Source organism: Mycoplasmopsis felifaucium ATCC 43428, assembly GCF_000687775.1.
Classification (GTDB): Bacteria; Bacillota_I; Bacilli_A; order Mycoplasmatales; family Metamycoplasmataceae; genus Mycoplasmopsis; species Mycoplasmopsis felifaucium.
In genome coordinates this window covers 21,135-43,512 of record NZ_JHXS01000008.1, presented here as the reverse complement: position 1 = coordinate 43,512, position 22,378 = coordinate 21,135, and the positions used below count along the sequence as shown (strand labels likewise).

Below are 22,378 nucleotides of genomic sequence, written 5' to 3'. Positions count from 1 at the left end.
AGAAAATGCACATCGTTTTATCAGAAGATTTATCCCAAAAGGTACATCTATGGATAAATTCACTCAAAGTGATATGGATATAATTCAAGAAAGAATTAATAAAATTGAAAGGTACAATATCGCTGACTGAAATTATAAAAATTTCAAGCCTTCTCAGTTAGAGAAAATTTCAAACTCGTTCATTAATATGAAACGACAATTCAGATAATTTATAAAATTCATTAAAAAATCATCTTTTTTGCCTTATAAGGCAATCTTTTCTATTGCTTTCTAAGCAATAGTCTATTATTAAAATAGATTTTTATTATTTATCGTTTTAGGCGGAACCTCACTATTGCATTTTATAACTGCAATAATTAAATTAAAAAGATAACTTTATATAAAATAAAATTTATAATAATACTAATATTTAATATTTAGAATATATTGGAGGTAATATGAATAAACAAGAGTTAGCTGCTAGAATTTGAGAATCAGCTAATAATATGCGTAGCAAAATTGAAGCTAGCGAATATAAAGATTACATCTTAAGCCTTATTTTTTACAAATTTTTATCAGACAAACTAATTTCTTATTGTAAAGACACTTTAGGTGCAGACGATGAATGAATTAAGGAAAATTTAAACGAAGAAAATGAAAATATTGTTACAGACTGCTTGAGAACGCACGGATACTTTATTTCATACAATAACTTATTTACATACTGAGTTGAAGATCCTAATTTTGAAATTGCTAATGTAAGGGATGCAATTTCTTCATTTAAACGTTTAGCAAGCTCTGATAAGTCAATTTATCAAAATATTTATGACGGTATTTTTGATACATTGCAATTAGGTTTATCTAAATTAGGAGACACTTCAGGAAGCCAAACTAAAACTATCAAACAACTTTTAAGCATTATTGAACCAATTCCAACTGATGGTAAACAAGGCTATGATGTTTTAGGTTTTATTTATGAATACTTAATTAATCAATTTGCATCAAACGCTGGTAAAAAAGCAGGTGAATTCTATACACCACACGAAGTTTCACAAGTTATGTCTGAAATTATTGCACACCATTTAAAAGATCGTGATTCAATTGAAATTTATGACCCTACTAGTGGTTCAGGTTCATTATTAATTACAATCGGTAATAGTGCTTCAAAATACATTAATAAAGATAAGATTACTTACTTTGCACAAGAATTAAAAGAAAACACCTACAGTTTAACAAGAATGAACCTTGTTATGCATGACATTAATCCAGCTAATATTAAAGCTAAAAATGCTGATACCTTAGTTGATGACTGACCAATTGATGAATCAGACCAAAAACCTTTATTAGTTGACGCAGTTGTTTCTAACCCTCCATATTCTCAAAAATGAGAACCTGCCGAAGACAGACGTTTTAAAAACTATGGAATAGCTCCTAAATCTAAAGCTGATTTTGCATTCTTATTACACGATTTATACCACCTTGAAAGTGATGGTATCATGGCTATTGTTTTACCACATGGTGTATTATTTAGAGGAAACGAAGAAGGTAAAATTCGTAGAAATTTAATTGAAAATAATAATATTGACGCAATTATTGGCTTACCTGCAAATATTTTCTTCGGTACAAGTATTCCAACCTGTATTTTAATTCTTAAGAAAAATAGACCTACTAACGATATATTAGTTATTGACGCTTCTAAAGGTTTCGTTAAAGCGGATGATAAAAACAAATTACGTGCTAAAGATATTAAGAAAATTGCAGATACAGTTATTAATAGAGTATCAATTCCAAGTTATTCAAGCGTTGTTCCAAAAGAAACAATTCGTGAAAATGATTACAACTTAAATATCCCTCGTTATGTTGATTCGAATAATAGAAACGAATCGTACGATTTATATTCATCAATGTTTGGCGGTGTACCTAATGGAGATATTGAAAAATACAATAAATTCTGAGATATATTCCCTTCATTAAAGGATGATTTATTTGAAAAATTAAATTCAAATTATTCAAAATTAAAAGTCGAAAACATCAATGAAACAATCCTAAACAACAAAGATGTTAAAGAATACATCACTAAATTCAACAATTCATTCGAAGACATCGATAAATGATTAAAACGTGAATTAATTGATAATATGCAATTTGTAGATATTACAAAAGAAGAAAACTTTATTACTGATGAAATCTTTACAAGATTAGAAAATATTCCTTTAATTGATAAATATGATGCATATGAAAAAATTGATGATGCTTACAGTATAATTAGCACTGATTTTGAAATTATCAATACTGAAACAAACGAAAATAACAACCCAATCCGTCAAATTGATACATTTTACAAGCTAAACCAAAAGAAACAAGAGACAGTTGACCGTATGGATGGGCATGTTATTCCGTTTGCTTTAATTGAAAAATTATTCTTGATTTCAGAAACTAAACAATTAGAACAATACAATAATCAACTTGAACAAAATGCAAATGAAATTAAATCAATTTTTGAAGATTTATCTGAAGACGATAAAACAGCATTAGGCGATTTAATTAATGAAGATGAAACAGATTTTGTAAATAAACAAGTTAATGATTTTGCCAAAAAGAACAAAAAAACAGTCTTTTTGGAAAATTCTGCTGAAGCTAAAGCTATGAAAGTTGCTGAATTATTAAGCTCAAATTCAAGTCTTGCAAAACAAATTAAAGAAATGGGTGTAACAATTCAATCTAGATGTGTAGAAATTATTAACAATCTAAATGAAGATGAAATTAGCTTACTTCTTTCTGAAAAATGAATTACACCATTAGTTGAAAATATTAAACAATTACCATTACAAATGCTTACTGATTTTGAACGTAATATTGAAAAAGTTGGCCATAAATATGATGCTACATATCAAAGCATCCAAAACGAAATTGAAGAAACTCAATCAGTTATTTCAGGAATGATAGATGAATTAACTGGCAATGAATTTGATATGCAAGGTCTTCTTGAGTTCAAAAAATTACTTAAAAAATAATTTCTAATCAACCATTCGGTTGATTTTTATTATGTTTTTAAAAAAGCTAAACTAAATAATAAAATAATGCCATTATATTAATATTAATAATTTAGTAAAATACTTATATTAATATAAGCAATGGAAAGGTAAAGTGCATAGATTTTTTGTAAAAAATAAAGAAAATGACTTTTTCATTTTAGATAATGAAATAATGCAACATATTAAAAGTGCAAGACTTGAAAAAGATCATTTTTTATGTAATTATGAAGGTTCATTTTATGAATGTATTCTAGAGGATAAAAAGGCTAAGATTTTAAATAAATTAGAAATTGACCACGAGTACAATAAACAAGTAATTTTGGCTGTTCCTATTATTAAAATTAAAAGATATGAATGAATTCTTCAGAAAGCTACTGAGTTAGGTGTAACGAAAATAATTCCAATGAACACTAAATTTACTGATCAAACTATAGTAAAGTATGATTTAGCTAAAAAGGTTGACAGATTTAAAGAAATTATTAAAAATGCCGCTGAACAAAGTTTTAGAAATATTATTCCTGAATATACTGACATTATGACTTTAGAAGAAATTTTAAAAAGTTATCAAAACTTTAATTTATATTTTGCCTATGAAAATACAAATGCAGAAAATCAAATAACACATTTACAAACTAATTCAGTTATTTTGGTAGGACCTGAAGGTGGTTTTTCAAAAGAAGAAGTAGAATTAGCTAACCAATACGGCTGTAAAATAGTTTCTTTAGGTAAAACTATTTTACGTGCTGAAACAGCTTGTTTATATATGCTCTCTAACATTAGAGAATAGGAGATACAATGGAAAAATTATTAAATAATGAACTAGAACAAAAAGTTAGATTAGAAGATGACTTTTATGAAGCTGTGAATGCTAAATGATTAGAAACAGCTAAAATCCCTCAAGATAGAGGCTCTACAGGTGCATTTTACGAAATATATATTAAGAATGAAAAAATCTTAATGAATGACACAAAAAAGCTAATTGAAAGCCTTAAAAGTAAAAAAATTAATAACTCAACTTTAGAAAACTATGCTGAATTTTCAGCTATGGCAAGTAATTTTGCAAAAAGAGAAGAATTGGGAGTTAAACCATTAGTTCCTACTCTTAAAAGATTGCTTTCCGTTAAATCATTAGATCAATTAATTGAACAATATGACTATTTCTTCCACAGAGCGATTCCATTGCCTTTTGATTTTGGAGTTATTCAAAACTTTAAAGATTCAGAAGATCAAATAATTGGCTTTGCTGGTGCCGATTTAATCCTTCCTGAAAAATCTTACTATGATGAGAAAAACCCTATGAAACAGGTGATTTTGGACGCTTATAGAAAAATGGCAATGAAATTATTAAGCTATTACTATGATGATGAAAAGAAAAACCAAAAAATAGTTGAGGAAACACTTGAATTTGACGCTTCATTAGTAGAATTTAGCCCAAGCTCATTAGAACTTGCAGATATGGTTAAATTGCATAATCCATATACATTAGATATGTTGAAAAAATGCTCATCAATCATTGATTTTGAAGCAGTTTTAAAGAAAATTGTACCTAATAAAGAGTTAGATATTATTAATGTTTACTACCCTAAATTTGTCCAAAACATTGATAAAATAGTTAATAACGAAACATTTAAAAAATTAAAATCTTGAATGCTTTTAAAAACGATCGTTAAGTTTTCATACGCTTTAAATGAAGATTGCCGTTTAATAGTAAGCGAATTTAATAGAGTAATTAGTGGACAAAAGAAACCTTCAACAAAAGAGAAAGCTGCCTTTAATTTAGCATACAAACAATTCAGTATTCCTGTTGGAACTTATTATGCAGAACAACATTTTGGAAGTAAAGCTAAAAAAGATGTTGAACAAATGATTTCAAAAATGATTGATGTTTATAAAACAAGACTTTTTGAAAATGATTGATTAGGTAAACAAACAAAAATTAAAGCAATTGAAAAACTTTCTGCCTTAGGTGTACATGTTGGTTATCCTAACGAAATTCAACCATTTTATGCCGATTATAAAATCAAAAATTATGCAAAAGGCGGAGATTTAATTAGCAATATTATGGCTATGAATGTAGTTTATTCAAAATGAAATATGGCTCAATATAAAGAACCTATTAATAAGAATTATTGAGGTATGTCTCCTGCTGAAGTTAATGCATATTTTAACCCAAGCATGAACCACATTGTCTTTCCTGCCGGTATTCTAAAAGCACCGTTTTATAGTATAAAACAGTCAGAATCAGCAAATTATGGTGGTATTGGAGCTGTTATTGCTCACGAAATTAGTCACGCTTTTGATAATAATGGAGCAAACTTTGATGAAAAAGGAAATTTAAACTCTTGATGAACAGAAGAAGACTTTAAAACATTTAACGAAAAAGCCAAAAGTATGATTGAATTATTTGAAGGCCAAAAAACTGAATTCGGTAAATGTAATGGGCAACTTACTGTTTCTGAAAATATTGCCGATGCTGGTGGTATTTCATGTGCTTTAGAAGCTGCTTCATTTAACCCAAAATGTAACTACGAGGATTTCTTTAAAAACTGAGCAATTGTTTGAAGAGGAAAATTCAAAAAACAAACTGCAGAATTATTATTAGCCAGCGATGTTCACGCACCGCAAAAATTAAGAGCTAATATTCAAGTTAAAAATTTAGATAAGTTTTACGAAACATTTAACATCAAATCATCTGATAAGATGTGATTACCTAAAGCGAAAAGAGTAAAAATTTGATAAAATATATTTATAAATATATTTTGAAGGAGTTATTATGAATTATAACAAAGCAATTTTAGTTGGACGTATCGCAAACGATATTAGATTATCAAAAACATCAAGTGGCGTTTCATACGCAAGAGCTAGATTAGCTATAAGAAGAAATAGTACAATTGATACTGAAGTTACAGATTTTGTACCATTAGTAGCTTGAAGACAAACTGCTGATTTAATGGCTAATTACGCACCCAAAGGCTCATTAGTCATGATTGAAGGAGCAGTAGTTACATCAACAAGAGAAGTTAATGGACAACAAATTACAAATGTAGAAATTAGAGTCGACGGCTTCCACTTCTTAGAACCTCGTTCAGTTAGAGAACAAAGACATAATCCAAATTTTGATCCAAATAGTACAACTTATTTTGCTAATAACAATAAAACCAATTATCAAACAACACAACAAAATTTAAAAACGAACCAAAACACTCAAAATATTAATTTTGATACATTTATGGATGACGATAAATTCACTGGTAGCCCTTCACAAACAACAAATCAATTACACGAAATTAATTTCCAAATGGATTTTGATGACGAAGATTAACATTTAGTCCCTTTAGGGACTATTTTTATATATTTTTAAAAATAACTATAAAATATTATTAAAGAAATAAGCGAGGTATAAAATGTTACACGTATTAAAGCACCCATTAATTGATATTAAATTAACAAATATGAGAGATAAAAATGCTGATCATTCAATTTTCAGAAAAAATCTAAACGAAATTGCATCTTTAATGGTTTTTGAAATTCTTAGAGAATATCAAACTAAAACAAGAGAAATTATTACACCTTTAGAACATAAATATGAAGGCAAAACATTTGATAAAGAAATAGTTTTTGTACCTATTTTAAGAGCTGGCCTAGGTATGGTTGATGGTTTGTTAAACCTAATTCCTGAAGCTAGAGTTGGTCATATTGGCATGTATCGTGATGAAACTACTCACGAACCACACGAATATTTTTATAAGCTTCCTGTAGTAAGTAAAGATAGTTATATTTTTGTAGTTGACCCTATGTTAGCAACAGGCAATAGTGCTGTTGATGCTATTAAAAAACTTAAATCAGATGGCTTTACTAATATTTCATTAATTTGCCTTGTAGGAGTTAATGAAGGTGTTGAAAATATTGAAAAACACTTCGGTAGAGACTTTAACATCTATCTAGCTTCGTTAGATGGCAAATTAAATGATAAAAAATATATCGAGCCTGGTTTAGGCGATGCAGGAGATCGTATTTTTGGTACTAAATAATGTCTAAAATCTATTATTCAAATAGAATCGTATATAAAATTGCTATTTCTGGATTTCTCTTTGCTATAGCTATTTTAGTCAATTTTATTTGTTCCAAATTCTTTGCATTTCCGATTGCATCTTTCTTAAAATTTGACTTTTCATTAGTTGTTATAACTGTTTCAACAATGATTGTTGGCTTACGTTATTCATATTTATTAATTTTATTATTTATGCTAATTGGGCCAAGTTATGGATCGCTTGGATATAGTTATATAGGTATTTTAGGACATTTTATTCTCGCAATTTCACAAGTTATTTATATAACAATATTTCACATAATGAATTTATGTTTAAGCCAAAAAGACTATAATAAAGCATCTTTCGTTATTTTAAAGTTAAGCATATCTTCACTAATCACAATTATTTTAATGATTTTATTTAACATATTTTTATTTACACCTTGATATTTCAAATTATTTAATCAGCTTCCAAACTTACCAGCAACATATAATTCAATGGTTATACAATGAGATAAATTTAAAGGTTTGTTTTTGAATATAAACAATTATTTTGCTGGATCGCTAACGATTTATTTATCGTTTAATTTTATTAATCTTTTAATCAATTCAATAATTATATTTATAATTATTAAATTAAACAAAAACACTAATTTTATAACCAATAAGAATCACTTATTTTAAGGAGTATTATGAATAAATATAATCCACAAGAAATTGAACAAAAATGACAAGCATATTGAGACGAAAACAGCTATTTTGAACCTAAAAAAGATCATAAACTACCTAAAAAATATATTTTAAGTATGTTCCCTTATCCATCAGGAAATATTCATATGGGACACGTGAGAAACTATACATTAGGTGATTCTTTAGCTCGTTTTTATCGTCGTAAAAACTTTAATGTTTTGCATCCATTTGGTTGAGACGCTTTTGGTTTGCCTGCTGAAAACGCTGCTATTAAACATAAAATTCACCCTAGAGACTGAACATACAAAAATATCGACTCTATGAACGCTAATTTTCAAGAATTAGGCTTATCATTTGCTTGAAACTATGAATGTATCACAAGTGATGAGATTTACACAAGATGAGAACAAGAAATCTTTATCAAAATGTGAGAAAAAGGTCTTGTTTATAGAAAAAATGCACTATTAAACTGATGCGAAAATGATCAAACAGTTTTAGCTAATGAACAGGTTGTTAATGGTCTATGCTGACGTTGTGACGAACCTGTTATTCAAAAAGAAATGGAACAATATTACCTTAAAATTAGAGATTATGCCGAAGAATTGCAAGATGATTTAGAATTATTAAAAAATCATTGGCCTGATAAAGTTTTAGCAATGCAAAAGAACTGAATAAACTACGAAAAAGGCTATGAAGCAACCTTTTTAGCGAAAAATAATAGTTTAAAAACTCCTTTAAATGTATTCGTAAAAGGTAAAGATGAATTAAATAAAATTGATTTTATTTGCATTAGTGCAAGTCATGACTTAGTCGCTGAATTATTTGAAAATAATTTAATAAATGAAGCTGATATGCAAAAAATAAATGAAATCAAGAATGCAGCTGTTAATAAGAATTTTTCAAATAAATTAGCTTTTAAATTACCTGTTGAAGTTTGTTTAATAGACAATGAAAACCAAAGTTTTAACGTGTATGTTTCCGATTTTGCTTCATTAGGAGCTAAAAATAACACTATTTTAATAGACACCGAAAAACTTCAAAGTTATGAAAAGTTTGCAGAATACAATAATATTCTGATTAATAAGACTATAAACAAGTTTAATTTGGAAAATATTAAATCAACAAGTAAAATCAATATGCAAGATTGAGGAATCAGCCGTCAAAGATATTGAGGTGCACCAATTCCTATGATTCATTGCGAAAATTGTGGTATTGTCCCTGAAAAATTAAATAGATTACCAGTTTTATTACCTCGTAATGTTGAATTTACAGGAATAGGAAATCCTTTAACAACCAATAAAGAATGAGCGAACGTAAAATGTCCAAAATGTAATGTGCAAGCAAAAAGAGAAACAGATACATTTGATACTTTCTTTGAATCTAGTTGATATTTTTTACGTTATACATGTGCTCCTGAATTAAGAGAAAAAGTTGCTTTAGATAAAAGTTCTATTGATTATTGAAATTCTGTTGATGAATATATCGGCGGAATTGAACACGCTATTTTACACCTTTTATATGCAAGATTTTTCACAAAAGTTATGGCTGATTTAGGTTACATTAATTTTAGAGAACCATTTAATAATTTATTAACCCAGGGAATGATTTTAAAAGATGGCTCTAAAATGTCAAAATCTAAAGGTAATACGGTAGCTCCTAAAGATATTATTATCAAATACGGTGCTGACACTGCTAGATTATTCATTCTCTTTGCGGCTCCTCCTACTAAAGAATTAGAATGATCTGATGAAGGTGTTGAAGGCTGTTTTAGATTTTTAAATAGACTTTATGATAAAGCGATGCTTATTGAAAAGGATTCTGATTTTAGAAATTTTGATAGATCAAAATTAACTTATGATGAAAAAAATGCAAGATTAAAACTTTATCAAGCACTGCAAAAACAAGAAAATATTTATACCGACAGAAGAAATGAATATGCATTTAATACATTGATTGCCTGAGTGATGGAAGTCTTTAATGCCTATGAAAAGGTTGAAAACAACAAATTATGAAATGAATTTTTCTATGTTGTATTAAATATTCTTGAACCATTTACTCCTCATATCGCTTGAGAATTAAGTGAATATCTATTTAATTTAGAAAACTTAAGAAGTTTTGAAATTGATGAAGAAGCTTTAGTTTCAGACTATATTTCTTACGGTATTACAATTAACGGAAAAGTTAGATGTCAATTGGAAGTTTCAAAAGAAAACAATAATCAAGATTTTGTAATAGCTGAAGCAAAAAAAGTAGCTTCTAAATGATTAGAAAATACTCAAATTATTAAAGAGATTTTTGTGCCAAACAAAATTGTAAACTTTGTAGTTAGAGAAAAATAACATTTATTATTAAAAAAGTTATATTACACAATATAAAAATATAAAAGTACATTAAAATTTAGCAGTTTAAGAAAAAGAGTGCTAAAATTAATGTATATTTTAATTATGTAAAGGAGTTAAGATGCCTAAAAATGAAATTGATGTCAAAAATCAAACAGTAAAAAACCAAGCAAAAGAAATCAAGAAAATTCTTTACTTGGATATTGAATCTAAAAACAATGCACTATCATTCGCTGACCCTGCATACCATTGCCCAATCATTAACGATGGTGAAACAATGACTTTCAAAATTAGTGATAAATCACTTATAAAGCACCTTGGATTGAGTAAATTATTTACAAAGTACAACAATAGAGAAAAGGATTCAAAAAAGGATCAATTATTGATTGTATATACTAATTCGGAATTCCTTGCAGAAAAGCTACTCGATTCAAATAATTGATATTCTTCAAAATATAAAGCTTATATTGATAGTTATAAAGAATATCTCAAAAATACAAAACTTAAAGACATTTTACCGATGTCAACATTAGTTTCTGTAGAGTCTATTAAAACAGGATCAGGCGAAAATAGTGAAGTATATTTCCTTGAATTAAAAGCTATTTCAAAATACTGAGTAACTGGCTTAAATTTCCAAGTAGAAGAAGATGAAAATACTGAAGTTAATAACGAAGAAAATACTAATTTAATTGATGTTGTTTCAGCGAATATAGAAAAAGCTTCAAATAAAGAAGATATGTTTTCTCCAGCATTGCTTGAAAGAATGAAAGAATTAGAAGAAATCCTTGAATTACTTTCAAAAAATAGTGATGAATGAATGAAAATTCAGTTGATTTATTTATTTATGGAACAATACACCGCTGATGAAATAGATGCAATTAATACAATACTTTCTAAGCAAAAAATGAACGAATATCAACAATCATTTGCTGAAGATCCCATTAGATCATTTATAAAAATCCTAACTAATCTAGTCGCAATAACACCAAGAGAGAAATATAAGGTTTATAGCTCAGAAACAATTTCTAATCAGCTAAATATTTTAGAAAACATTTTAAGTATTACTCTCGAATCAGTTAGACTGTATGCTGAAAATACAAATAATATAAATTTGGTAAATGTTATAGATTCAATGAAATCAGACAAATTCTTCCAAACATACAAAAATATCTTAAAAACTAACGCTTGAGTACAAAAAGACTATGAATTTGAACTAGAAAATTCTAAAAATCTTGCTAATATGTTTTTACAACAAAGTGAAGAGCGTCCAGAATTAAAAGCGAAACTTGGCTTTATAATTTCATCATTTAAACCTATAGATAAGATGAAAACAAACAAATCATCAATTAAAAATTTGATCACAGAAGAACAAGTTGAAAAAGAATTAAATGAAAAAATTAAAACAAACTTAGATAAACAACAAAAAGAGTTTCTTCTACGTGAAAAAATGAAAGCTATTAAGGAATCACTTAGCGAAAATGATGAAAATTCTGATGATGAAGATGAAGAATTTAGCAAAATCTTAAAAGATCCTGTTCTGAAACAAATTTATCCAGATTCAGTTCTTAAATTAATAAAAACAGAAAAAGAAAAACTTAAAAATATGATGTCTGCTAGCCCTGAAGCAAATATTACAGCTACATACATCAATCAAATCAAGAAACTCCCTTGAAGAAAAGTTGAAGTTGAAACATTAGATATCAAAAAAGCCAGAGAAATTCTAGATAAAAACCACTATGGCCTTAAAGAAGTTAAAGAACGTATTATTGAATATCTTTCATTAATCATAAATCACAAAAACATCAATAAAACAGGCTCAGAGAAAGACTTAATTAACATTGATAATAAATCGCAAATTGACTTATCATTATTCAAAGAAGATAAAAATCAAAAGATTCAAAAGAAATTTAACAATGTACCTATTCTAACTCTTGTTGGCCCTCCTGGAACAGGTAAAACATCGCTTGCTAGAGCTATAGCTGAAGCACTAAATAAAAGCTATGTAAAAATTAGTCTTGGTGGTGTTCATGATGAAGCTGAAATAAGAGGACATAGAAAAACTTATGTCGGGGCTATGCCTGGTAAAATTATCAAAGCTATTCAATCTTCTGGTGTTTCAAACCCATTAATTTTACTTGATGAAATTGATAAAATGGCTAGTGACATCAAAGGTGATCCAGCTTCAGCAATGCTGGAAGTTTTAGATCCTGAACAAAACACAAAATTCCAAGATAACTATATTGAACATGAATATGACTTATCTAAAGTATTATTCATCGCTACAGCAAACTATTATGAAAATATTCCTGCTCCATTAATTGATAGAGTTGAGATTATTGAATTAAATAGCTATACTACTAACGAAAAAATTAAAATAGCTAACGAACACTTAATCGATGCAGTAGTCGAACAAGCTGGCTTAAAACCAGAACAATTCCAAATTAGTGATAAAACACTTGAATACATAATTAAACACTATACAGCTGAAGCTGGCGTTCGTGGACTAAAAAGACTATTAGATAAGATTGCTCGTAAAATTGTTACACAAATTGTAGATGGCAAAAAAATTGATAGTTTTATCATTGATGATAAAATTGCTACTGAATTTTTAGGTACACCAAAAATTAGCGAAAGCGAACAAGAACAAGAACCCCAAATAGGCTCTGTAAATGGTTTAGCATATACTTCAATTGGTGGAACTACTTTACAAATTGAAGTTTCTGCATTCAAATCAAAACAACCAGGCATTAAGCTAACTGGTTCATTAAAAGAAGTTATGCAAGAATCAGCTAAAATTGCCCTTTCATATGTAAGGTCTAATGCGGAGAAATTTGGAATTAAAGACTTTGAATTTGATGAATATGAAATTCACGTGCACGTTCCTGAAGGAGCAGTTCCAAAAGATGGCCCAAGTGCTGGTGTCACATTTACAACAGCCTTAATAAGTGCTTTAAGCAAAAAACCGGTTTCACCCAAAGTTGCTATGACTGGTGAAATTACTCTTAGGGGTAAAGTTCTTGAAATTGGTGGGCTTAAAGAAAAATCATTTGCTGCCTATAAAAAAGGCGTAAAAACCGTTTTCATACCAAAAGCAAATGAAAAGAATTTAGTTGATATTCCAGATGAAGTTAAAGAACAAATTACCTTTAAACCTGTTCAAACATATGATGAAATTTATGAATTCTTATTCGATAAAAAAGACTAAGATAAAACATGAGCTAACAGCTCATGTTTTCATTTAATATTTATTTTCAACTCTTTCGTGGTTCTTTTTGTTTTTTACGTAATATCATTTAATAATATCCTCATCAGAATAACCTAATAATTTAGCAACTCCAAGCGTCATAGCTAAGATCTCTCCAATGATATATTTATTTATGTTGTTTATCATACTACTTATAGCTTGAAATAACAAACATATTTGGTAATTGACATTATCTGATAGTATTAATGGTTCAATTTCTGGGTCAACATCATATTTGTATGCAAATGAACCCATAAAGTGTAAAATATCCGCAAATTCTTCCAATGCATTATCGTGGTCTATGCTTTTTTTAGCTTTTCAATATTTAAAGGTTTGTACTTCGTTAGCAAATTCGGCAGTTTCCACTAATGAGGCTAAAATTTGCATTATTCTGAAGTCTTTTACACTTATATTCGAATTAGAAGCATCAACATCATTACGTTGAGATATTTTTTCGTCTAATTCTTTTTGCATTTCAAAAATTTTTCTAAAATTCATATGTTTATTATACCACAGTGGCTATAAAATAGTTATTTCAGTAATTTATATCATAAATTAAAAAAATGAACTTGGAGTAGTTCATTTCTAAAATATATATAAAATAGTGTTTTTAGTAAATTATTTAATGTATTTTTTATCCATCACGCCAATATAAGGAATATTTCTAAGTATTTCCTTGTAATCAAGCCCGAAGCCAACTAAGAATTCATTTGGAGCAATGAAACCATAATTGTCCGCTACTAAATCAACTTTTCTGTTGTCAGGTTTATCTAAAAGTGTAAGAATTTTCAAAGATTTTGGTTTTCTTAATGAAAGCATTTTAGTAATTTTATCTAGTGTTATACCCGAGTCAATAATGTCTTCAACAATCAGAACATCTTTATCACAGATTTCTTCTGCGAGATCCATTATAACTTTGACATTACCAGTGCTTTTATGGCCACCTGCATAGCTAGAAGCGATCATAAAATCAAGTTTATGATCGACAGTTATATCTTTAATTAGTTGAGCTAAAAACGGAATACTTCCTTTTAAAAGACCAACAATAATTAATTCACTAGAATCTTTGTATGTTTCATTAACTCACTGTGCTAATTCTTTGATTCTTTTTTCTAATGCTTCCTTTGAAAATACAATTTCACTTATGCGATAATCCTGTTTCATAGTGTTATTTGTATTCTACTTGTAAAATTTTAATACTGTATTTTTGAGGAGCATCTACTTCAACCGTAGAACCAACTTTTGTGTCCATAATTGCCTTTGCAACTGGAGATTCGTTTGAAATTTTATTATTAAGCGGATCACTATCGTGAACACCCATTATAGTTACAACATTTGTTGTATTAGTTGCTAAATTTAAGTATGTAACTGTAGCACCAATTGAAGCTCTTTCATTTGATTTTGATGTAGTTGCTGATGGAATAACAAGAGATCTTTCAATAATAGATTCTAATTCTAAAATTCTACCTTCAACTTCACTTTGGCGATCACGAGCAGCGTCATATTCAGCATTTTCAGAAAGGTCACCTTGTGCTCTAGCTTCTTTTAAAGCAGCTTGAACAGCTGGTCTTTCAACTTCAATTAATTTTTTATATTCTTCTTTATATTTATCAAGAGTTTCTTGAGAAATATACATTTTTTCTTTAATGTGTCTTGCCATATCTACCTCTATAATTTATTATTCTTAATTATATATTAGTATGCTGAAAATCATTAGATTTTACAACATATAAAAACAAGTCTTTGTTTTTAGAAATTTCGTATCTAATATTTTTGCTTTTCAATTCTTTTGCAACTAGTTTTAAATCTTTTTTATTGAGTGAGTTTTGAATTACAATCATCATTCCGTTAGGATTTAACATCATGTAGTATTTCTTGTAGATTTCAAAATTAGTTTGATCTGAATTAATAACATATATTAAATCATATTTATTATCTTGAGATTCGTTTGTGTTGGCGAATAAAGGGGGCTCACTAATTTCGTTAGGAAATTTTATTACCGCTTCATTTCACTGCTTAGGATTAATACCATTTTTTTCAACATAAACTTTTGCTAATGTCATTGTTTTAAGGCTTAAAAAGGTATTTTCTAAATCTAGGCCAACTAATAAAACACTCTGAGCTTTATTTAAGTAAACTGTGTTTATTAATTGCATTAAATCTGCTTCTTTTAGTTTATTTGGAAAGGCTTCATTAATATATGCAGGTAATTCACCTAACTTTTTACCAATTTGCTCTTCTATAGCTTTTTCTGTTTCAAGCATTCTTTTTTTATCAATACTTTTTTTAATCAAAAGTGTTTTTATTCAAATAGCTATAAATGTTATAGTTCCAAGTAAACTAACAACAATAGCAGAAATAAACAAACCTAAGTTTAATTTATTTGATAAATCAATCCCCATAAATGTTTGAGAGTATAAAACAGCATTATTCATCAACATACTTCTTACCCCCATAGTTTAAATAATCAGATAATATAATAACTGCACTAAGTTTATCTTTTAGTTGTCTGGTTTTTTTAGATGATAAATTTCCTCCGTCTTTCAAAGTTCTTTCGGCTTTCATAGTAGAGCCATATTCATCGGTAAAATAGATGTTTTGATCAGGAAATTGATTATGAAGCATTCTAGCAAAATCTTCAACCATTGCTGTTCTTTCGCTTTTAGCTCCATTACTTCTAAGTGGATACCCTAAAACAAAACCATCGATTGAATTTTGATACTCTTTAATTATTAATTTGATTTTATCAATAACTTTTTGAAAGTCATTTTCTTCAAATTTTATAGTCTCTAGACCATTAGGAATAATTTCAAATATATCGCTAATTGCAAAACCACATGTCTTAGTACCTAAATCAAGTGCTAACTTACGCATTTTTAATTATTTCTCTTAAAATTAATTCAATATTATCATTTGATGAAACTTTCCCCATAGCTAAGATTGGAGAACCACCGCCCCTTCCGGATAATTTATCACAAATTAGTCTAAAGAATTTATTTGCATCAACAGCTCTAGAAGCTACGCATAATAAAGTTTGATCACCTTCAGCATTGCCAACAATAACAATTGGATTTTCTTCTTGATATTTGTCTCTAATTGTAGCTGCTACAACTTTTACTTGAGAGCTTTCAATGTTTAAATCTATATAAATGTTATTTGAACCGATTTTTTCAAATTCTACTGTTTCATAGTTAAATTCAACATTTGTGCTTGCTTTTAATAATGTTTTGTAATCTTCTCTAGCTTTTTCAATTAAGAATTCAATTTCAGCATTTTCTTCATCCAAGTTGTCATATTTTTTAATTGGTAAGTTGTATTTTGAATCAAATTCTTTATTTTTATTTACTATTTTTTCAAGATCATCTTTAAGTTTTGTATTCTTTTCTCGTAAGAATTCATTTACTAATTTATTGGAACTAACTGCTCTAAGTCTATAAATACCAGCTTGTTTTCTTTCAACTGCTGTAATTTTAAAGTTTTCAAGTTTGCTTGTATTGCTTAAGTGAGTTCCGCCACATAGGTCGCTTGTTATATTACCAAAACGAACAACTCTAATGTTTTTAGGGTCCATATATTCTTCTTCACCTATCGTCATTAAAGCACCAATTTTTTTTGCTTCTTCAATAGTCATAACTAAGTATTCTCTATTAACTTGTTTATTTATATATGAATACATTAACTGTTCAATTTCTTTAATTTGTTCTTCGGTTGGTTTTTCATCAGCTGGAAAGTCAAATGTTAGACGCTCTTCGTTATTATCTGAACCTAATTGCTCAATATGGGGTCCTAAAACTTTTCTTAAAGCACAGAAAACTAAGTGAGTGCCTGAGTGGTTTCTTTCAAGACCTAATCTAACTTCAGGATCTACATAACATTCAATTTCTTCGGAAGCATCAATTTTGCCTTCAATTAAGTGAATATGATTGCCAAATTTATCTTTAAAAACATCCAAAACCTTTATTTTATTGCCATTTTGGATCATATAACCTTTGTCATGTCTTTGACCACCACTTGTAGCATAAAACGGAGTTTTATCTAAAATTAAGTATGCTTGTCCATTGACTTTATCTATGAATTTTTCAGTATCCATTAATTTTAGAATTTTGCTATTTGAAGTTAAATCTGTATAACCAATAAAATTGTCTAATTTGCCTGTAATTAAGGCCAATGAGTTAATTACCTTGGCCATTCCACTAATCTTATCACCTCTTGAAGCTTCAGTATGTTTAGCTTTAGCGGTATTAAAACCAAGCATATCAACTGCGATACCTTTTTGTCTAAGAATTTCTTCAGTTAATTCAATAGGAAAACCATATGTTTCAAGTAGATTAAATGCAATTTCACCGCTAAATACCTTAGTATCATCATTAATATGAGATTCAAGTAACATTTTGCCGTTTTCAATTGTTTTACTGAATAATATTTCTTCATTCTTGATTTCTTTAGCTACCATTTTTGAATCATAATCATATGGCAAATTATCTTTAACAACTAAAACTAATTTGTATAAGAATAATCCTTTAATTCCTAATTGCATACCTTTATAACATGAACGTCGAATTAATCTTCTAATGATATACCCTCTACCAACGTTTGAAATTTTAGCACCGTCAGCAATTGCATTTACTACAGTTCTAACGTGGTCAGCAATAATTTTAAAGTTAGTATTAACTTCAGTTTGCTTTTTGTCTTTTGTAAAGTAGTTGTTAATATCATATTTTAAGTCTGTAAACTTTTCAATTTCGTGAATTATATTTATGAATAAATCAGAATCATAGTTTGTTGGAACATCTTGCATAATAGATGCAATTCTTTCAAGACCTGCACCAGTATCAATATTCTTTTGTTTTAATTCTGTATAGTTATTTTCACCATCATTATTGAATTGACTGAAAACAATGTTTCAAATTTCAATAAATCTATCATTTTCAATATCGTTTTTCAATAATTCAATGCCTCTAGAATCATATTTTTCACCACGATCATAGAATATTTCTGTACATGGACCACAAGGACCAGAACCAACGTCTCAGAAGTTTGTTTCTCTTGTGCCTTTAATTAAGTGAGATTCGTCAATTCCGTTTGCAAGTCAGTATTCTTTAGTATCTTGATCTTCTTCAAAATAAGTCATATAAAGTTTATCTTTATCAAGCTCAAGTTCATTAAGTAGAAAATCAATTCCAAATTCAATAGCTTCTTTTTTAAAGTAATCGCCAATTGAAAAATTACCAAGCATTTCAAAAAATGTATGGTGTCTTGATGTTACTCCGACGTTTTCAATATCATTTGTTCTTATAGCTTTTTGACTGTTTGTTAAACGAGGAGCAGGAGGTATTTTCTTGCCTGAAAAATAATCTTTTAAGGTTGCCACACCTGAATTAATTCAAAGCAATGATGGATCGTTAACAGGAACTAATGACTTACTTTCAACAATTAAATGTCCTCTTTTTTTAAAAAAATTAAGTCATTTATTTCTTATTTCACTTGATTTTAATGGTTTCATTTTAACTCCTTTAAAGATAGTTTTTGAACTGGCCTTTATAATAAATTTTTTCTATTGTGCCACCGCCTAAGCATTTTTCGCCGTCATAAAGCACAACTTGTTGACCAGGTGTAACCGCTTGTGCAGTTTCTGGATAGTACACTTTCATAGTATTATTCTCTAAAAATTCAACATGAACTTTAATATCTTTTTGTCTATATCTAAATTTGGCACTTAAGTTATTTTTATCAAAATCACTGTTATTCAATGTAACTCCTGAAGCTAGTAATTCATCGCTTGTTACGTACGAGATATCGCTTGCTGGAGCAACATATAAAATATTCTTTTTAACATCATGACCGCAAACATAATGCGGTTCCGTTTGGCCACCTAAATTTAAGCCTTTTCTTTGCCCTATAGTGTAATAAAAACAACCATCATGTTTTCCAATAATCTGATTATTTGTTATGTCAACTATATCTCCTGGTTTTGCAGGAATATAATTCTGTAAGAATTTTGTAAATCTTCTTTCGCCAATAAAACAAATTCCTGTCGAATCTTTCTTTTTAGCAGTAATTAAATCTAATTGTTCAGCAATTTTTCTTACATCTGCTTTTGAATTAAAATCAGCTAATGGCATAATTACTTTGCTTAGTTGCTCATGAGTTAATTGTGCTAAAAAGTAAGTTTGATCTTTGTCTAAATCTGCTGCTCTATATAGATGCCCATCTATTACTTTAGCGTAATGACCCATTGCTATATAATCTGCTCCTAGCTTATCAAAAGCATAATTTGCAAAAGCTTTAAACTTTATAAACTTATTGCACAAAATATCAGGATTAGGGGTACGCCCTTTTTCGTATTCATCTATAAAATTCTTAAATACGTCATTTCAGTACTCATTAATAAAGTCAACTCTATGTAGTTTAATACCTAATTTATTAGCTACAGATAAAGCATCTTGATAATCTTGCTCTTGCGGACAAACATCTTGAGAAATATCTTCATTACCCAATAAATCGTTATTCATTAAAGAGTCTCAATTACGCATAAATAAGCCTTCAACATCATATCCTTGCTCTTTTAAAAGATATGCACAAACAGAAGAATCTACTCCTCCTGACATACCTAAAATAACTTTTTTGTTCATGTTTTTCATAATTTAATTAAATTTTATATTAAAAATTTAATAAGGATAATAAAACGCACCAAAGACATATTAAAAATAAAAAATAAACCTTAATAAAATGGTTTAAACATTTCTGTAAGGTTCATTTAGTTTTACATAATTAATATTTTCAGTTGGAAATTTTTGTTTTAAGACTGTAAATAAGTCATCAACGAAAACTTGTTCATCTAAATGGGGAATTTCTAGAATTGGTGCGTTTATTTCTTTATAGTTAATTCAATCACTTCATTTAGGATCGCTTGTAATAATTAAATCATAACCATCTTGAGTAAGTTTATTTACTTCAGTAATATATCCGCTACCTGATAAAATTGCTAACTTTTTAATTTTTTTATTGCTGTCAATTGGTAAATTTGTTCTCATAGATTTAAAGCCAAAGACATTTTTGATTATATTAACTAAAGCATTAAAAGAAATTTCTACATCTAAAACGCAAGGATAATTAGCCTCATATTGTTTTCTGTTTTCTCAAAAACCTAAGTGTTTAGCGATTTGATGACTGGTTCCTTCTTTATCATTATCATAGTTTGTATGAAAAGATAAAACATTAATTCTATGTTGTTTTAATTTTTCTAAAATTGCTGTTTTATAGGGGGCTTTGATATTTTCTGTTTCTCATGTTTCTTCAAATTTAAAAGGATGATGTGTCAAAATTAAATTTGAATTTGTTTGAATTGCTTTATTTAAAACTTCATTAGTTAAATCAATAGCAATTACAACACCTGTAAATTTTTCAGATAAATTAAACTTTACATTTCAACCACAAGGGTCTCACTCTTCCTTAAATTCAAGCGGAAACTTTTCAAATAAGAATTTTGTAATTTTTCTAAGTTGCATATTATTTTAAGAAATCTTTTAGATATCTACCACGATCTGGATTTGATTTGATTTTCTTCAAGATTTTATTCTCGATTTGTCTAATTCTTTCTTTAGAAACTAATCTTTCAGCAGCTAAATCATCTAATGAAGTAATTTCGTATTTTTTTCCAGTTTCTTCGTTAATTCCAACACCATAACGCTTACAAATTAAGACATATTCATCATCATCAAGTGTTTCTTTCAGAATTTTATCAAGCATTTCTACTAATTCTTCGTGCGAAGAATAATCTACAGGATTAATAACACTTTCATCTTTAACAAAATCGCTAAATGATGAGTCATTTTCTTTACCAATTTGCTTGTCTAAAGAAATAGGGTCAACATTAATTTTTCTAATGTATCTAACTTTTTCAGCTGTATAACCGTTTCCATATCTTTCAGCAATTTGATCATCTGTAGGTTCGTGACCTAATTCCTGTTGAAGTTCTCTTTCAATTTTTGTGATTTTGTTTATTGTTTCAACCATATGTACAGGTACACGAATTGTTCTAGATTGATCAGCTACTGCTCTTGTAATTGCTTGGCGAATTCATCAAGTTGCATATGTTGAGAATTTGAAACCTTTATTAACGTTATATTTTTGAACTGCTTTAACGATTCCAGCATTACCTTCACTAATTAAATCAATGAAGCTTAACCCTCTATTTTTGTATTTTTTGGCATTATTAATAACTAAACGTAAATTACGTTTAATAAGCTTATCTCTCGCTCTTTTACCTCTAAAGCCACCTTTGTCCATTTCAACAGCTAATTTTCTTTCTTCATCTGCACTTAAAAGCTCACCATATTTACCTATTCAACGCATGTATCATTTAACAATATCGTTAGTTTCGGTTAATTTATTTCTAAGGTCATCTTTTTTAATGTTTGAAGAGTTTGAAAGATCAACTTCTTCAGTTGTATAATCTTCAAGAACTAACAAGTCATCATCATTTTTCTTATTTTTTGATGCTTTTGTTGTGGTTTTTGTAACTATAGGTTCACTATATGATGATTTACTTGGGCGAGGTAGATCATCTTCATCGTCTTCATCATAACTTGAATCAACATAATCATCATCGTACATATATTCGCCTGTTTCATCGTCAAATCCGTCTGAAAAATCGGTGTACATTCCTAATGATCCATGATAGTCTGTATCATCATGAGAGTCAAAATCTTCATTCTTAGACTTAAGATTTTCTAACTCATAATCTGAAGTATTGTCTTCTTCATCTTTTTCTTCTTTTGTTACTTCACCATTTTCGTCTAAATCTTCTAATTCGGCGTTAAAATCATCTTCAGTTACATCATCTTCATCGCCTAAATCAGGTGCGTCCGATATTAAACCCTCTTCATTTAAGGCTTCAATAAAATCATCGCTATATTCATCAGGAACTTCAACTTGAACAGAATCTAAATAATCAAAAATTTCAGATTGATCAAGAGAAGATTTTTTTAATTTTTTAGCGTGTTCTTTAATTAAGTTAATCATTGGTTTTAATTCATTATTATTTGTCATATGACCCCCC

The 22,378-nt window shown here is 28.4% G+C and carries 17 protein-coding genes and 1 pseudogene; 9 read left to right on the top strand and 9 right to left on the bottom strand.

Annotated features, from left to right (window positions below; all coding sequences use genetic code 4):
• The 9 genes and pseudogenes from T390_RS04070 to lon form a co-directional block, all read left to right on the top strand.
• Positions 1-208, top strand: a pseudogene (locus T390_RS04070) (hypothetical protein); the annotation flags it as partial.
• A gap of 229 nt (positions 209-437) precedes the next feature.
• Positions 438-2,993, top strand: a complete 2,556-nt coding sequence (locus T390_RS0101995) for a type I restriction-modification system subunit M (protein WP_027334841.1) — start codon at positions 438-440, stop codon at positions 2,991-2,993.
• 133 nt (positions 2,994-3,126) lie between these two features.
• Complete coding sequence (locus T390_RS0101990; RefSeq protein WP_027334840.1) at positions 3,127-3,801, top strand: 16S rRNA (uracil(1498)-N(3))-methyltransferase; 675 nt, start codon at positions 3,127-3,129, stop codon at positions 3,799-3,801.
• 8 nt (positions 3,802-3,809) lie between these two features.
• The gene (locus T390_RS0101985; RefSeq protein ID WP_036436070.1) at positions 3,810-5,753 is read left to right on the top strand and encodes a M13-type metalloendopeptidase; all 1,944 of its coding nucleotides are present in this window, start codon (positions 3,810-3,812) and stop codon (positions 5,751-5,753) included.
• 34 nt (positions 5,754-5,787) lie between these two features.
• Positions 5,788-6,336 carry a single-stranded DNA-binding protein gene (locus T390_RS0101980; protein ID WP_027334838.1) on the top strand — a complete coding sequence of 183 codons (549 nt, stop codon included), beginning with the start codon at positions 5,788-5,790 and terminating at the stop codon, positions 6,334-6,336.
• A gap of 82 nt (positions 6,337-6,418) precedes the next feature.
• Positions 6,419-7,045, top strand: coding sequence for a uracil phosphoribosyltransferase (upp, locus tag T390_RS0101975; RefSeq protein WP_027334837.1), 627 nt, complete (start codon positions 6,419-6,421; stop codon positions 7,043-7,045).
• Positions 7,045-7,728 (top strand): MPN527 family putative ECF transporter permease subunit, encoded by a 684-nt coding sequence (locus T390_RS03810; protein WP_235732222.1) that lies wholly within the window; start codon positions 7,045-7,047, stop codon positions 7,726-7,728. Before upp ends, T390_RS03810 begins: the two co-directional genes overlap by 1 nt.
• Positions 7,729-7,736: 8 nt before the next feature.
• Complete coding sequence (locus tag T390_RS0101965) at positions 7,737-10,073, top strand: class I tRNA ligase family protein (RefSeq protein WP_027334836.1); 2,337 nt, start codon at positions 7,737-7,739, stop codon at positions 10,071-10,073.
• 520 nt (positions 10,074-10,593) lie between these two features.
• The gene (lon, locus tag T390_RS03805) at positions 10,594-13,278 is read left to right on the top strand and encodes an endopeptidase La (RefSeq protein WP_408633493.1); all 2,685 of its coding nucleotides are present in this window, start codon (positions 10,594-10,596) and stop codon (positions 13,276-13,278) included.
• A 33-nt stretch (positions 13,279-13,311) separates the two neighbouring features.
• Here the strand turns inward: lon and T390_RS0101955 are convergent, their stop codons facing one another.
• From T390_RS0101955 to T390_RS0101915, 9 genes are all read right to left on the bottom strand, one after another.
• Complete coding sequence (locus T390_RS0101955; RefSeq protein WP_027334835.1) at positions 13,312-13,815, bottom strand: dUTP diphosphatase; 504 nt, start codon at positions 13,813-13,815, stop codon at positions 13,312-13,314.
• A gap of 120 nt (positions 13,816-13,935) precedes the next feature.
• Positions 13,936-14,481, bottom strand: coding sequence for a hypoxanthine phosphoribosyltransferase (gene hpt, locus T390_RS0101950; RefSeq protein WP_027334834.1), 546 nt, complete (start codon positions 14,479-14,481; stop codon positions 13,936-13,938).
• Between the two features lie 4 nt (positions 14,482-14,485).
• Positions 14,486-14,977: a transcription elongation factor GreA gene (gene greA / locus T390_RS0101945; RefSeq protein WP_027334833.1), complete on the bottom strand. Its 492-nt coding sequence runs from the start codon at positions 14,975-14,977 to the stop codon at positions 14,486-14,488.
• Positions 14,978-15,005: 28 nt separating this feature from the next.
• The gene (locus T390_RS0101940) at positions 15,006-15,773 is read right to left on the bottom strand and encodes a BC85_0335 family putative methyltransferase (RefSeq protein ID WP_156930742.1); all 768 of its coding nucleotides are present in this window, start codon (positions 15,771-15,773) and stop codon (positions 15,006-15,008) included.
• A complete protein-coding gene (ruvX, locus tag T390_RS0101935; protein WP_027334831.1) occupies positions 15,745-16,191 on the bottom strand; it encodes a Holliday junction resolvase RuvX in 447 nt (148 codons plus the stop codon). Before ruvX ends, T390_RS0101940 begins: the two co-directional genes overlap by 29 nt.
• The gene (gene alaS, locus T390_RS0101930) at positions 16,184-18,820 is read right to left on the bottom strand and encodes an alanine--tRNA ligase (RefSeq protein ID WP_027334830.1); all 2,637 of its coding nucleotides are present in this window, start codon (positions 18,818-18,820) and stop codon (positions 16,184-16,186) included. Before alaS ends, ruvX begins: the two co-directional genes overlap by 8 nt.
• 10 nt (positions 18,821-18,830) lie before the next feature.
• The gene (gene mnmA / locus T390_RS0101925) at positions 18,831-19,958 is read right to left on the bottom strand and encodes a tRNA 2-thiouridine(34) synthase MnmA (protein ID WP_027334829.1); all 1,128 of its coding nucleotides are present in this window, start codon (positions 19,956-19,958) and stop codon (positions 18,831-18,833) included.
• 93 nt (positions 19,959-20,051) lie between these two features.
• Positions 20,052-20,825, bottom strand: coding sequence for a Nif3-like dinuclear metal center hexameric protein (locus T390_RS0101920; protein ID WP_027334828.1), 774 nt, complete (start codon positions 20,823-20,825; stop codon positions 20,052-20,054).
• Position 20,826: 1 nt separating this feature from the next.
• A complete protein-coding gene (locus T390_RS0101915; protein ID WP_027334827.1) occupies positions 20,827-22,368 on the bottom strand; it encodes an RNA polymerase sigma factor in 1,542 nt (513 codons plus the stop codon).
• Positions 22,369-22,378: the final 10 nt, after the last annotated feature.